The 13434-nt window shown below is 67.5% G+C and carries 14 protein-coding genes; 12 read left to right on the forward strand and 2 right to left on the reverse strand.

Features of this window, described 5'->3' with window-relative positions; genetic code table 11:
* Positions 1 to 6 precede the first annotated feature (6 nt).
* The 8 genes from msuE to C1925_RS09585 all read left to right on the forward strand — a co-directional run bounded on the left by msuE (position 7) and on the right by C1925_RS09585 (position 7988).
* Positions 7 to 588 (forward strand): FMN reductase, encoded by a 582-nt coding sequence (gene msuE, locus C1925_RS09550; protein ID WP_108768661.1) that lies wholly within the window; start codon positions 7 to 9, stop codon positions 586 to 588.
* A gap of 168 nt (positions 589 to 756) precedes the next feature.
* On the forward strand, positions 757 to 1119 hold the full coding sequence (locus C1925_RS09555; protein ID WP_108768662.1) for a DUF3088 family protein: 363 nt from the start codon (positions 757 to 759) through the stop codon (positions 1117 to 1119).
* A 14-nt stretch (positions 1120 to 1133) separates the two neighbouring features.
* Positions 1134 to 2111, forward strand: coding sequence for an LLM class flavin-dependent oxidoreductase (locus C1925_RS09560; RefSeq protein ID WP_108768663.1), 978 nt, complete (start codon positions 1134 to 1136; stop codon positions 2109 to 2111).
* A gap of 18 nt (positions 2112 to 2129) precedes the next feature.
* Entirely contained in the window at positions 2130 to 3473 is a 1344-nt protein-coding gene (locus tag C1925_RS09565) for an LLM class flavin-dependent oxidoreductase (RefSeq protein WP_108768664.1), read from the forward strand.
* Positions 3474 to 3477: 4 nt separating this feature from the next.
* Positions 3478 to 4698: a M20 aminoacylase family protein gene (locus C1925_RS09570; protein ID WP_108768665.1), complete on the forward strand. Its 1221-nt coding sequence runs from the start codon at positions 3478 to 3480 to the stop codon at positions 4696 to 4698.
* Positions 4695 to 5255: a GNAT family N-acetyltransferase gene (locus C1925_RS09575; protein ID WP_108768666.1), complete on the forward strand. Its 561-nt coding sequence runs from the start codon at positions 4695 to 4697 to the stop codon at positions 5253 to 5255. The genes C1925_RS09570 and C1925_RS09575 overlap by 4 nt, the downstream gene beginning before the upstream one ends.
* Positions 5252 to 7003 carry an amino acid ABC transporter permease/ATP-binding protein gene (locus tag C1925_RS21445; RefSeq protein ID WP_108768667.1) on the forward strand — a complete coding sequence of 584 codons (1752 nt, stop codon included), beginning with the start codon at positions 5252 to 5254 and terminating at the stop codon, positions 7001 to 7003. The genes C1925_RS09575 and C1925_RS21445 overlap by 4 nt, the downstream gene beginning before the upstream one ends.
* 13 nt (positions 7004 to 7016) lie before the next feature.
* Positions 7017 to 7988, forward strand: coding sequence for an ABC transporter substrate-binding protein (locus tag C1925_RS09585; protein ID WP_108768668.1), 972 nt, complete (start codon positions 7017 to 7019; stop codon positions 7986 to 7988).
* Between the two features lie 57 nt (positions 7989 to 8045).
* Here the strand turns inward: C1925_RS09585 and C1925_RS09590 are convergent, their stop codons facing one another.
* A complete protein-coding gene (locus C1925_RS09590; RefSeq protein WP_108768669.1) occupies positions 8046 to 8939 on the reverse strand; it encodes a LysR substrate-binding domain-containing protein in 894 nt (297 codons plus the stop codon).
* 84 nt (positions 8940 to 9023) lie between these two features.
* On the opposite strand from C1925_RS09590, the gene C1925_RS09595 reads away from it, so the two are divergent.
* Positions 9024 to 9803 carry an NAD(P)H-dependent oxidoreductase gene (locus tag C1925_RS09595; RefSeq protein ID WP_108768670.1) on the forward strand — a complete coding sequence of 260 codons (780 nt, stop codon included), beginning with the start codon at positions 9024 to 9026 and terminating at the stop codon, positions 9801 to 9803.
* Positions 9804 to 9964: 161 nt separating this feature from the next.
* Positions 9965 to 10219 carry a hypothetical protein gene (locus C1925_RS09600; RefSeq protein ID WP_108768671.1) on the forward strand — a complete coding sequence of 85 codons (255 nt, stop codon included), beginning with the start codon at positions 9965 to 9967 and terminating at the stop codon, positions 10217 to 10219.
* Positions 10220 to 10290: 71 nt separating this feature from the next.
* On the opposite strand, the gene C1925_RS09605 is transcribed toward C1925_RS09600, so the two are convergent.
* The gene (locus C1925_RS09605; protein ID WP_108768672.1) at positions 10291 to 11367 is read right to left on the reverse strand and encodes an MBL fold metallo-hydrolase; all 1077 of its coding nucleotides are present in this window, start codon (positions 11365 to 11367) and stop codon (positions 10291 to 10293) included.
* A 105-nt stretch (positions 11368 to 11472) separates the two neighbouring features.
* Between C1925_RS09605 and C1925_RS09610 the strand changes: the two genes are divergently transcribed.
* Together C1925_RS09610 and C1925_RS09615 are read left to right on the forward strand one after the other, a co-directional pair.
* Positions 11473 to 12084: a TetR/AcrR family transcriptional regulator gene (locus tag C1925_RS09610; protein ID WP_108770667.1), complete on the forward strand. Its 612-nt coding sequence runs from the start codon at positions 11473 to 11475 to the stop codon at positions 12082 to 12084.
* Positions 12085 to 12210: 126 nt separating this feature from the next.
* Positions 12211 to 13218, forward strand: coding sequence for an aminoglycoside phosphotransferase family protein (locus tag C1925_RS09615; RefSeq protein WP_108768673.1), 1008 nt, complete (start codon positions 12211 to 12213; stop codon positions 13216 to 13218).
* The last annotated feature ends 216 nt before the right edge of the window (positions 13219 to 13434 follow it).

The following is a 13434-nucleotide window of genomic DNA, read 5'->3' on the forward strand; positions in this document are numbered from 1 at the left end:
CATTGCATGTCATCTGCATTGAACGTGGTTGCATTGATTGGTTCGCCGTCGAGTTCGGCGACGTCGCGGACGCTGCTGCTGGTGCGACACCTGCTGGACGCGCTGCAGGAGCGCCTGCATGCCAGCGTGACGTTGGTGGAGCTGGCGCCGATCGCGCGCTCGCTGGGGCAGTCGCTGACGCGTGCCGAGGTAGAACCGGCCGTTGAGCAGGCACTGGCCACCGTGGAATCGGCGGATCTGCTGGTGGTGGCCACGCCGGTGTATCGCGGTTCCTACCCGGGGCTGTTCAAGCACCTGGTGGATTTCATCGAGCTGGAGGCGCTGGTGGACACGCCGGTGCTGCTGGCCGCCACCGGTGGCAGCGAGCGCCATGCACTGGTGATCGACCACCAGCTGCGCCCGTTGTTCAGTTTCCTGCAGGCGTACACGCTGCCGATCGGGGTGTATGCCACGCCGGCCGACTTCGATGGCGCGCAAATCAACAGCGCGGCGCTGCAGGCGCGCATCGCGCTGGCGGCCGATCGTGCCGCTGGACACCTGGCGGTGCAGGCGGTCGCTGCACCCGCGCCATTGCGGCGTATCGCGTAAGCGGCGAGCGCGCGGCATAACCGGCGGCGCTTTGCTTATGGCCAAGGCGCATCTGCGTGGCCGGATCTGACCGCCGATTGTCGCGCGATGGCGCAGATGCAGCGCCGGCCTTCTCTAGCATCGAAGACGAAGCGGCACTGCGGTGCCGGACCTGATGAGGACGACCCCGTGGCTGTAGACGCAACCCCCAAACCCATCCTGTTCCTGCTGGACCGCGAGTTCGAGGACGGCCAGCTGCCCGGGCAGCGTTTCTTCTGCCGCCACAGCCTGCTGCTGGAAGGCGCGCTGTCGAGCATCGATGGCCTGGATGCACACCTGGACGTGCGCCGGATCGGCTTTGCACGGCCGCGCCGCGAAGTGATTGCCGAGATCGGCGAACAGGACCAGTCGCTGCCCAAGCTGGTGCTGCCGCAGGGCGTGCACAGCGAACACGCCAACGGTGCCCACCACGAGCGCCAGTACGTGTCCGGTGCCGAACCCATCCTGGCTGCCCTGAACGGGTTGCTCGGCATTCCCGTGGCCCATCCCTGAGCGAGGACGCGCGCATGAGCTACCTGATCAGCGTATTGGACAAGAGCCCGGTGGCCGACGGTGGCACGCCCGAGCAGGCACTGCGCAACAGCCTGCAGCTGGCGCAGCGTGCCGAACAACTCGGCTACCACCGCTACTGGTTCGCCGAACACCATGCCGCACCGACCCTCGCCAGCCCGGCGCCGGAAGTGCTGGCGGCGTGGGTGCTGGCGCAGACCCGGCGCATCCGCATCGGCAGCGGCGGGGTGATGCTGCGCCACTACGCACCGTACAAGGTGGCCGAAAACTTCAACCTGCTGGCAGCGCTGGCGCCGGGCCGCGTGGATCTGGGCGTGGGCAAGGCCCCCGGTGGGCTGCCGGCCTCGACCGCAGCTTTGGCCGCGGGTCGACCGGCCTTCGCCGACTTCGCCCAGCAGCTGCGTGATCTGGAAGGCTATCTGTCCGGCACGCAGGAAGACGCGCAGGCGCGGCCTGTGCCACACAGTGCACCCGAACGCTTCCTGCTGGGCGCCAGCCCGCAGAGCGCGCGACAGGCGGCCGAGCTCGGCTGGCGCTTCGTCTATGCCGCGCACTTCGATGGCGATCCAGCCCATATCGAAGCGGCGTTCGAGGCCTATCGCGCGGTGTCTGCACAGCCGCCGCTGCTGGCCACCGTCGCCTTCGCTGCGCCCACGAGCGAAGCCGCCGCACGCCACATCGGTGCACTGCGCGTCTACAAGCTGCACCTCGGCCCGGGTCAGACGGTGAACCTGCCCAGCCCGGAAGCCGCCGCCGAGTACGCGCGGCAGGTCGGGGTGAGCGATTTCCGCATCGAGGAAACCCGTCCCAGCGTGCTGTCCGGTGATGCCGCGCACGTGCGGGGCGAACTGGACGCACTGCACCGGCGCTTTGGGGTGGGTGAATTCATCCTCGACACCCCCGTGACCGACCTGGATGCCCGCCTGACATCCCTTGAACTGCTGTCGCCCGCGCCGCGCGCGGCGGTGGCCTGACCTGCAGGAGCGACCCCCATGAGCACCCCTCCGCGCCACATTCCGTTCGGCATCATGCTGCAGGGCCCCGGCAGCCACATGCATGCCTGGAAGCATCCCTCGAACCCGACCGACGCCAGCGTCAACCTGCAGTTCTACATCGACATCGCGCGCACCGCCGAGGACAACGGCATCGCCTTCGGCTTCGTTGCCGATGGCCTGTACATCAACGAGAAGTCGATCCCGCACTTCCTCAACCGCTTCGAGCCGATTTCGCTGCTGTCCGCGCTGGCGACCGCGACGAAGAAGATCGGCCTCGCCGGCACGCTGTCGACCTCGTACAGCGATCCGTTCACCGTCGCCCGCCAGTTCGCCTCCCTGGATCTGCTAAGCGGTGGCCGCGCCGGCTGGAACGTGGTGACCTCGCCACTGGAAGGCTCGGGCCGCAACTACGGCCGCCCGCACCCGGAGCATGCGCTGCGCTACCAGATTGCCGATGAGTACCTGGACGTGGTGCAGGGCCTGTGGGATTCGTGGGATGACGATGCCTTCGTGCGTGAGCGCGACAGCGGCACCTTCTTCGCGCCGGAGAAATTCCGCCGCCTGGACCACAAGGGAAAGTTCTTCCAGGTGGAAGGCCCGTTGAACATCCAGCGCTCGCCGCAGGGGCAGCCGGTGATCTTCCAGGCAGGTTCGTCCGATGATGGCATCGCGCTGGCCGGCAAGTACGCCGATGCGGTGTTCACCCATTCGCCTTCGCTGGAAGAGACGCGTGCGTTTACCCAGAAGGTGAAGAATTCGGCCATCGCCCATGGCCGCAGCGGCAACGACGTGAAGATCTTCCCCGGCATCGGCCCCATCGTTGGTCATACGGCGGCCGAGGCCGAGGCCAAGTACCAGGCCATTGCCGCGCTGGCCAGCCTGGACGATGCGCTGGCCTATCTGGGGCGCTTCTTCGACCACCATGATTTCAGCCAGTACGACCCGGATGCGCCGTTCCCTGAGCTGGGCGACATCGGCAGCAACTCGTTCCGCTCCACCACCGACCGCATCAAGCAGGACGCCCGCGAGCAGGGCCTGACCCTGCGCCAGGTGGCGCTGCAGGCGGTCAGCCCGCGGCCGAACTTCATCGGCACGCCGCAGCACGTGGCCGACGAACTGATCCGCTGGTTCGATGCCGGTGCCAGCGATGGCTTCATCCTGGGTTTTGCCGCGCAGCGCGAGGGCCTGGATGATTTCGTGAAGCTGGTGCTGCCGATTCTTCAGGCGCGTGGCTACCACCAGCGCGAGCTGCAGGGGCAGACCCTGCGCGACCATCTGGGCCTGCCGCGCAAGGCCAGCCGCCATGCGACCGACGCCGAGCCGGCGCGGAAGGTGGGGTAGGACGATGAGCGGAGAACTGCCGGTCGCCCCGGGCCACGCCCGCCGACACGATGAAACGATCGGTGTGCTGCCGCAGATCGCAGCACGCGCCGAAGAAGCCATCGCCCTGCGCCACGATCTGCACCGCCACCCCGAACTGGCGTTCGAGGAACATCGCACCAGCGCCCGCGTGGCCGAGCTGCTGCAGGAGTGGGGCTATGCGGTGACCACGGGCGTCGGTGGCACTGGCGTGGTGGGCACGCTGCAGCGTGGGCAGGGCAGTCGCCGGCTGGGCCTGCGCGCGGACATCGACGCACTGCCGATCCAGGAGGCGTCCGGCCTGGCCTATGCCAGCCAGAACGAAGGCCTGATGCACGCCTGCGGGCATGATGGCCACACCGCCATCCTGCTTTCGGCGGCGCACTACCTGGCCCATCACGGGCGCATCGATGGCACCCTGCAGCTTGTGTTCCAGCCGGCCGAAGAGACCGGTTCGGGTGCCTCGAAGATGATCGAGGACGGCCTGTTCGAGCGCTTCCCGGTGGATGCCATCTACGGCCTGCACAACTGGCCGGGCGTGCCGGTGGGGCACTTCGGCTTCGTCGATGGGCCGGCGATGGCATCGGTGGACTGGGCGCGGCTGAAGGTGATCGGCAAGGGCGGCCATGGCGCAGAGCCGCAGGGCAGCGTCGACCCGATCCTGGTGGCCGCGCACATCATCACTGCGCTGCAGAGCGTGGTCTCGCGCAACGTGGACCCGCGGCAGATGGGCGTGGTCACCGTGGGCTCGATCCACGGCGGGCAGGCGGCCAACGTGATTCCCGACGTGGTGGAGCTGAAGCTGACCGTGCGCGCCTACCTGCCGGAAGTGCGCGACACCCTGCGCCGCCGGGTCACCGACATTGCCGAGCAGACCGCCGCTGCGTTTGGTGCGCGTGCCGAGATCGAATTCCCGCGCGGCTTCCCCAGCGTCATCAATCATCCGCAGGAGACCGCCTACATCCGCGAGGTCGCGCGGCAGGGCTTTGGTGAGGCGCAGGTGGTGCGGGCGTTCGCGCCGCGTACGGCCAGCGAGGACTTCGCCTTCCTGCTGCAGGCGCGGCCCGGCAGTTTTGTCTTCGTCGGCAACGGCGACAGCGCGCCGCTGCACAGCCCGCGCTACGTGTTCAACGACGCAGCCATCGCCCCGGCGGCCAGCCTGTGGGCGCGCCTGGCCGAGCATTATCTGGTGGAGGACGCGGCATGAGCGTGCAGTTCGACAACGAGCGCTTCCTTTACACCTCGGTGGATGATCCACTGGCGCGGCCGCTGTTCGATGGCCTGGAGCAGGAGTACGACAGGCGCTACGCCGATGTGCGCGGACGCGTCGGCGGGAGTGCACGCGAGGAGCTGCAGCGCTACCCGGCGCAGGCGTTTGCCGCACCGGTGGGGGCCTTCGTGCTTCTGCTGCGCGATGGCGTCGCCATCTCCGGCGGCGCCTTCATGCCGCACCGCGACGCGGACACCGCCGAGTTCAAGCGGATCTGGACGCTGCCCGGTCTGCGCCGCCAGGGCATTGCCCGTCGCGTGCTGCAGGAGCTGGAAGACCAAGCCGCACGCCAGGGCTATCGCCGCGTGTTCCTGACCACTGGCTTCCGCCAGCCCGAGGCGGTGGGCCTGTACCTCAGCCATGGCTACACCGCGCTGTTCGATCTGCAGGCGGACCCGGCGTCCATCGCCCATCTGCCATTCGAGAAACACCTGCACGCGTCGGCGCCGTTGCCGGCGGCCAGTGCTGCACTGCTGCACGGAGCCCATGCATGAGCACGCCGTCCACCGCGCTGGAGGGCATCGCCGCGCGCCCAGCAAACGTGCCCGCGCCCGCCTTGAAGATCGTACCGGCGCGGCATCCGCTGCAGACCGTCGGTACGGTCCTCGCGCTGGCGCTGATCCTGATCGGGCTGCAGTCGGTGCTGGGCAACCCGCGCTGGGGCTGGGGCACGTTTGCCGAATGGTTCTTCGCGCGCCCGGTGCTGGAAGGGCTGGGCCGCACCCTGCTGCTGACCGCGCTGGGCACCGGCCTGGGCTTCGCGCTCGGCACGCTGCTGGCCTTGGCCCGCGTCTCCGGCTCGCCGCTGCTGTCGGCGGTGTCATGGGGGTACGTGTGGCTGTTCCGTTCGATTCCGTTGCTGGTGCTGTTGCTGCTGCTGAACAACCTCGGCTACCTCTACAGCACCATCGAACTGGGCGTGCCGTTCACCGGCATCAGCCTGTTCTCGTACCCGACCACGCAGCTGATCGGTGTGTTCACCGCGGCGGTGCTGGGCCTGACGTTGAACCAGGCGGCGTTCTCGGCCGAAGTGATCCGTGGCGGTATCCTCTCGGTCGACCATGGGCAGTACGAAGCCGCCGCGGCGCTGGGCCTGCCGCGCGGTCGCCAGGTACGCCGCATCATCCTGCCGCAGGCAATGCGCTCGATCCTGCCGGCGGCCTTCAACGATGTGATCGGGCTGGCCAAGAGCACCTCGGTGGTCTACGTGCTGGCACTGCCGGAGCTGTTCTACACCGTGCAGGTGATCTACCGGCGCAACCTGGAGGTGGTGCCGCTGCTGATGGTGGCCACGGTCTGGTACCTGGTCATTCTCACCGTGCTGTCGCTGCTGCAGCGGCGGGTGGAGCAGCGTTTCGCGCGTGGCCAGCTGCAGCGCGAGCGCAGCATCTCGCGGGTGTCCTCACCGGTAAGGCCCGCAGCGCAGGGGGAACCGCGCGTGGCCAGCCGACCGCGTGTCGCGGCCCAGGTCGAGCCCGGGCAGGGCGCCGCGGTGGCGCTGCACGGTGTCGGCAAGGTGTTCGGCGAACAGACGGTGCTGGAGGATGTGAACCTTGAGCTGCGCGCCGGCAGCGTGACCGTGCTGATTGGTCCTTCGGGCGCGGGCAAGTCGACCCTGCTGCGGTTGATCAACCATCTCGAGCGCGCCGACGGTGGCTATGTGACCGTGGGCGGGCAGCTGATCGGCTACCGCCGCGACGGGGACACGCTGTACGAGCTGCCCGAGCGCGAGATCCGCCGCCGACGTGCCGAGGTCGGCATGGTGTTCCAGGGCTTCAACCTGTTCCCGCACCTGACCGCGCTGGAAAACATCATCGAGGCGCCGATCGCCGTGCGTGGCCTGCCGCGTGCGCAGGCTGAACAGCAGGCGCGCGACCTGCTGCAGCGTGTCGGCCTGGCCGACAAGGCCGATGCCTTCCCGCGGCAGCTGTCTGGTGGCCAGCAGCAGCGCATTGCCATTGCCCGTGCACTGGCGCTGCAGCCGAAGGTGCTGCTGTTTGACGAGCCGACCTCGGCGCTGGACCCGGAACTGGTGGCCGAAGTACTGAGCGTGATCGAGGAGCTGGCCAGCTCCGGCACCACCCTTGTGATCGTCACCCACGAACTGAGCTTCGCCCGGCGCGTGGCCGACACCGTGGTGATGATGGACCAGGGGCGGGTGATCGAGCAGGGCAGCCCCGAGGCGCTGTTCGAGCGCCCACGCCAGCAACGCACGGCCGATTTTCTGGCCAAGACCCTGTAACCCGAGGACTTCCATGAGGCCTGCAGCATCCCGCCGCCCCTCGCGCAGCACCCTGTTGATCGGCGCTGTGCTGGTCATCGGCATCGCCGGCATCGTTTACTCCCGCGTGCGCGCGCCCGCTGATGCGCCTGCCGCCAGTGTGACCCTGGCCGGTGCCGATGCGCCTGCGCTGACCGGCACGCCTGACCCGAAGGCGCAGGCGCTGATTCCGGCTGGCTATCGTTTCGTGACCCCCGGTGTGCTGACCGTGGCAACCCATCCGGCGCAGCTGCCGCTGGCCGACTACGGTGCCGACAGCAAGCAGGTGGTGGGGGTCGAGCCGGACATCGCCAAGCTGATCGCCGATGGCCTGGGCTTGAAGCTGGTGCTGGTGCCGGTGGCATGGCCTGACTGGCCGCTGGGACTGGAATCCGGCAAGTACGATGCGGTGCTGTCCAACGTGACGGTGACCGAGGAGCGCAAGAAGAAGTTCGACTTCTCCAGCTACCGGTTCGACCTGCTGGGCATCTACACCCGCACCGACGGGCCGATCCAGAAGATCGAGAAGCCGGCCGACGTGGCCGGGCTGAAGGTGGTGGTGGGCGCGAGCACCAACCAGGACCAGATCCTGCGCCACTGGGACCAGCAGAACATCGCCGCCGGCCTGAAGCCGGTGGAGTACCAGTACTTCGACGATGCGGTGGTGGGGCGGCTGGCGGTGATCACCGGGCGTGCCGATGTGTCGTTCGAGCCGAACGCTACGGGCGCCTATTCGGCGCGCGATGGCAAGGTGCGCCGGGTCGGTCTGTTCCCCGGCGGCTGGCCGGATGCGGCGGCGATTTCGGCAACTACCCGCAAGGGCAGCGGCCTGGCCGACGCCATCACCGCAGCATTGAACACGCAGATCCGCAGCGGCACATATGCGCAGGCCCTGGCGCGTTGGAACCTGGCCGAAGAGGCCGTGCCGCAGTCGCAGACCAATCCGCCGGGCTTGCCGGATCTGTGACCACGCTTTGGTAGCCGCCAACTGTGGTCGACGGGACGCGCCAACCAAGGTTGGCCTCTACAGGGCTGCCAGACGCTCCCGCAGCCATCGATGCGCGGGATCGCGATGCACACGCTCGTGCCAGAACAGCATCATCTCGAATCCCGGCACGTCGATCGGTGCCTCCACCGCCTTCAACGCAGGGTCAGCCTCCACCAGGCGCGAAGGCATCATCGCGACCAGGTCGGTGCGTAGCAGGGCACTGCGCAGGAACAGGAAGTGCGGCACCGACAGCACGACCTCGCGGCGGGCGCCGACATGCGCCAGCGCGCTGTCCGTGTTGCCGTGGAAGCCGCCGCCATCGGGGGACACGATCGCGTGCTGCAACGCGCAGAACTGCTTCAGCGTCGGCCGCCGCTTCAATTTCGGATGGTCGCGCCGGCCGGCCAGTACATAGCGCTCCTGGAACAGCGGACGCTGATGCAGTGACGGCGGCGCTTCAGACGCGATGTGGATGGCAAGGTCGATCTCACCACGCTCGCCCTGCGCCACCATCTGCGCCGGCGCCAGGCTGACCACCGCCAGGCGTGTGCCCGGCGCGGCATCGCGGATGCCTGGGAGTGCAGGCAGCACCACGGTGGATTCGCCAAAGTCCGACGCCATGATCCGCCAGGTCTGCTGTGCACGGGCAGGATCGAACGCCTGCACCGGCGCGACGGTGCGCCGGACCGCTTCCAGTGCTTCGGCCAGCGGCTCGCGCAGCGCCTCGGCGCGGGCCGTACAGCGCATGCCGCGCGAACCCGGCAGCAGCAGCGGGTCATCAAACAAGTCACGCAGCCGCGCCAGCTGGATGCTGACGGTGGGCTGGGCCAGGTGCAGGCGTTCGGCCGCGCGGGTCACGTTCTGTTCTTCCAGTAGCGCCTGCAGGGTCACCAGCAGGTTGAGGTCGATGCGACGCAGGATATTGTCCATGGCAATGGGGGCAATTGCGGGAATTCATTTCAACTATAGCGTGATGCTGCCTATCGTCATCGGCATTCCCTGATCTGGTGATCCATGAACGTTCTGCTTGTCTACGCCCATCCCGAACCCACCTCGCTCAACGGCACGCTGAAGGACTTCGCCGTGCAGCGCCTGCAGGCGGCAGGACATACCGTGCAGGTGTCAGACCTGTACGCCATGCGCTGGAAGGCGCCGATCGATGGCGATGACCATCCGGGGCGCGATCCGCAGCGCCCTTTCCATGCTTCGCTGGATTCGCGCGAGGCCTATGCCAATGGCCGCCAGAGTGACGACATTTCCGCCGAACAGGACAAGCTGCGCTGGGCCGACACGGTCATCCTGCAGTTCCCGTTGTGGTGGTTCTCGATGCCGGCGATCCTCAAGGGCTGGATCGACCGGGTCTACGCCTATGGCTTCGCCTATGGCGTGGGTGAGCATTCGGACCACCATTGGGGCGATCGCTATGGCGAGGGCGTGATGGCCGGCAAGCGCGCGATGCTGGTGGTGACCACCGGTGGCTGGGAGTCGCACTACGCCGCCCGCGGCATCAACGGTCCGATCGATGATCTGCTGTTCCCGATCCAGCACGGGATCCTGTTCTATCCCGGTTTCGATGTGTTGCCGCCCCACGTGATCTACCGCAGCAGCAAGGTGGGCAAGCAGAACGTGGCGGACGTGCTGGAAGGGCTGGGCAGGCGATTGGATGGCCTGGCCACTGACGCGGTGATTCCGTACCGCCGGCAGAACGCAGGGGACTACCTGTTTCCTTCGCTGGAACTGCGGCCGGGTCTGGCAGAAGGAGCCGAGGGTCTTGGGATTCACCAGCAAGGGTGATCGCCTTGGGGCGCTCGGGTAGCCGTCGACCTTGGTCGACGGAGAGCGCCAACCAAGGTTGGCAGCTACCAGAGCGCGGGTGTCGTAGATGGCTCTGGCGCTGCTGGGCACAGGCGGTAGGGTGCAAGAGCCCTGTGCCGCGTTGTCGCCGGAGACTCCCCGTGGTGGAATTCACCTTCACGCTCACATATCGCCTGCCGCACGCCCCCCATGACATCGACCTGATCGAGCAGTGCCTGGCCGATGCAGGTTGCGATGATGCACTGTTGGGAAGCGGTCAACCGGGGTACCTGGCGTTGGCCTTCTACAGGGAGTCTGAGAGTGCTGCATCTGCGCTGGCCTCTGCGCTTGAACACGTGCAAAGCGCCGTACCTGGTGCCGAGCTGGTCGATGTGAACCTGGATCTGGCCGGGTAAATAAGCGCGCTCGACTGCGTTCCGCGGAGAGCAGAAAACAGTCGAGCATTGCTCGACTCTACCGGGCTGCGTTACAGCTTCGCCGTCTCCCACCATCGCGTACCCGCCACAGGCGCCTGCATGTCCAGCGCCTGGCCCATGATCGGCGTAGCCACGGGCACGTTCTTCGCCGCCGCCAGCGCGGTGATCCGCTCGAACGGCTGCTGCCATGCGTGGAGGGCCAGGTCGAAGGTGCCGTTGTGGATCGGCAGCAGCCACTTGCCGCGCAGGTCGAGGTGCGCCTGCAGGGTCTCCTCGGGCTGCATGTGCACGAAGGCCCAGCGTTTGTCGTAGGCGCCGGTCTCGATCATGGTCAGGTCGAACGGGCCGTACTTCTCGCCGATGGCCTTGAAGCCGTCGAAATAGCCGGTGTCGCCGCTGAAGAAGACGCGGAAATCGCCGTCCTGGATCACCCACGAGGCCCACAGGCTGCGATCGCTGTCACCGAGGCCGCGGCCGGAGAAGTGTTGACCCGGCGTTGCGGTCAGGCGCAGTCCGTTGGCCTCGGTCGACTGCCACCAGTCCAGCTGCTCGACCTTTGCCGCATCCACGCCCCAGGCAATCAACTGGTCGCCCACGCCCAGCGGCGCGATGAAGCGCGCGGTCTTGCCGGCCAGCTGCATCACCGCGGCATGGTCCAGATGGTCGTAATGGTTGTGCGAGAGGATCACGCCTGCGATCGGCGGCAGGTCTTCAATGCTGATCGGCGGTGCGTGGAAGCGTGCCGGGCCCATCCACTGCACCGGCGAGGCACGCTCGGAGAACACCGGGTCGGTCAGCCAGTACTGGCCGCGCAGCTTCAGCAGGATCGTGGAGTGGCCAAGCCGGAACAGGGTGCGGTCCGGTGCGGCGTCCAAGGTGGCACGGTCCAGCGCCTGCACCGGGATCGGGTCGGTCGGCACGGTGCCCTTGGGCCGGTTGAACAGGAAGGTCCACCACAGCTCGACGCCCGCACGCAGGCCCATCGCCGGTTTCGGCAGGACATTCTGGAACCGGCCATCACGGTACTGCGGAGAATCAGGGAAGTCGGGCAGGGACCACGACTTGCAGAAGGTATAGGCGGTCACGGCAAGGGTTCCGATCAGGAGGATGAGGAGCAGGCGCTTCATCGGGGACGTCCGCTGGGTACACTGCACAGTGTAGTTCCCGATTTCAGGAAAGTACACTGGTCGGTGTAAAATATGCGCATCCGTTCAGTTTCCTGGTTCCCTGCCATGTCCCGTGCCCCGCAACGCCTGACCGACCGCAAACGCGAAGCCATCGTGCGCGCGGCCGTGGAGGAGTTCCGCAGCGCCGGCTACGAGGCGACCAGCATGGACCGCATCGCCGCGGCGGCCGGCGTGTCCAAGCGCACGGTCTACAACCATTTCCCCAGCAAGGAAGAGCTGTTCGGCCACATCCTCGAAGAGCTGTGGGAAAGCAGCATGGCCGCCGTGGTGCTGCCGTACCGCGCCGACCAGCCGCTGGACGTGCAGCTGCTGCAGCTGCTCGGGCAGAAACTGGACCTGCTGGGCGATGCCAACTTCATCGACCTGGCGCGTGTGGCGATGGCCGAGATCATCCATTCGCCCGAGCGTGCGCAGGCGATTGTCTGCCGCATGGGCGAAAAGGAAGGTGGCGTGAGCGCATGGATCCGCGCCGCCATCGCCGATGGACGCCTGCGTGAGGTCGATCCGGAATTCGCCGACCACCAACTGCAGGGCCTGGTGAAGGGCTTCGCGTTCTGGCCGCAGGTCACCATGGGCCAGCCGCCGCTGGGCCCGGTCGAACGGCGCAAGGTCGCCGAATCGGCGGTGGCGATGTTCCTGGGGTTCTACGCACGCTGAGCTGTGCCAGCGACTGCGACATAGCAGCGCATCGCTGACCACTGATGCGGTGTTGTGACGGGATCGCCATCGAACCGACTTGGCCATCTGCGACACTGCGTCAGGATTCCACGGCAAGACCGCCTTATGTCCTTCGCGTCGGCGCAGCAGATCAATGAAGTACTGCAGCAGTCCTACGGCATCACCGCCACCGCGGTGGTCCCGCGCGTGGTGGGTGCCGACGCCAACGCGAGCGTGTTCCGCATCGATGCGCGCGGCAGCCAGTGGTGGTTGAAGTGCCGCAGCTACCAGGTGGCGCCGCAGGTGTGGGACGGTCTGCACTGGCTGCGCGGCACGCTGGGCATCGAGGAGATCGTGGCACCGTGGCCGGCCATGACCGGTGGTGCGTCGGTGCAGCGCTGGGGCCTGCAGTTCACGCTGTTCCCGTATATCGAAGGGCAGTCCGGTTTCGAAGCGCCGTTGAGTGCGGCGCAATGGCAGCGTCTGGGTCAAATTCTCCGCCGCCTGCACACGGCGCAGCTGCCGGAGGCGCTGGCCGAAGGACTGCCGCGGCAATCGCTGTGCTGCGAGGCACTTGAGATGGTAGGGCACTGGCTGCAGGAACCGGCGGCATTGCCCGCCGCGCAGGATCGCTGGGGGCGTGCCTTCCACGCGGTGTGGGCGCTACAGCGCGTGCGCATCACCGCGCTGCACCGGCGTGCGCTGGCGCTGCAGCAGGCGCTGGCCGAGCGTGAGCCGCTGCTGCATCCCTGCCATACCGATCTGCACGCGGGGAACCTGCTGATGGGGCACGACGGGGCGCTGCACCTGATCGACTGGGACGGTCTGTCACTGGCGCCGCGCGAGCGCGACCTGATGTTCGTCGGGGCAGCAGTGGGTGGCCGCTGGGGGCGCGAGCGCCCGCAGGGGTTTGCCGAGGGGTATGGCGATGACCTGGGCGATGCGCAGTGGATCGCGTGGTATCGGCATGTGCGCATCCTGGAGGATCTGGTGGCGTTCCAGCAGATGCTGATGGGCGTGGAGGGCGGTTACCGGCCGCCGCAGCAGCGTCGGCAGGCGCTGCATCATCTGGGCGAGCTGTTCGCACCGGGGAATGTGTTCTGCGCGGCAGAACGGGCCTACAGCGCGGTGTAGGGGTTTCGGCAGGGCTGCGCCCTGCACCTGCTCAATGCAACGGCGACGGCAACGGCAAAAGCGGGCTTTCCGTGGGTTGGCGGGGTGGGTCCGGTTGAGGGGGACGCCGTAAACCCCCCTCCGGGGTCCGGCCCAGCCGCTGGCGGCTGTGCGTTCGGGCGCTTGCGAAGCAGTGCTTCGCAAGCAAAACGCTCTCACCCATGGGGGCTTGGTCGC

This window comes from Stenotrophomonas sp. SAU14A_NAIMI4_5 (assembly GCF_003086795.1).
GTDB lineage: Bacteria > Pseudomonadota > Gammaproteobacteria > Xanthomonadales > Xanthomonadaceae > Stenotrophomonas.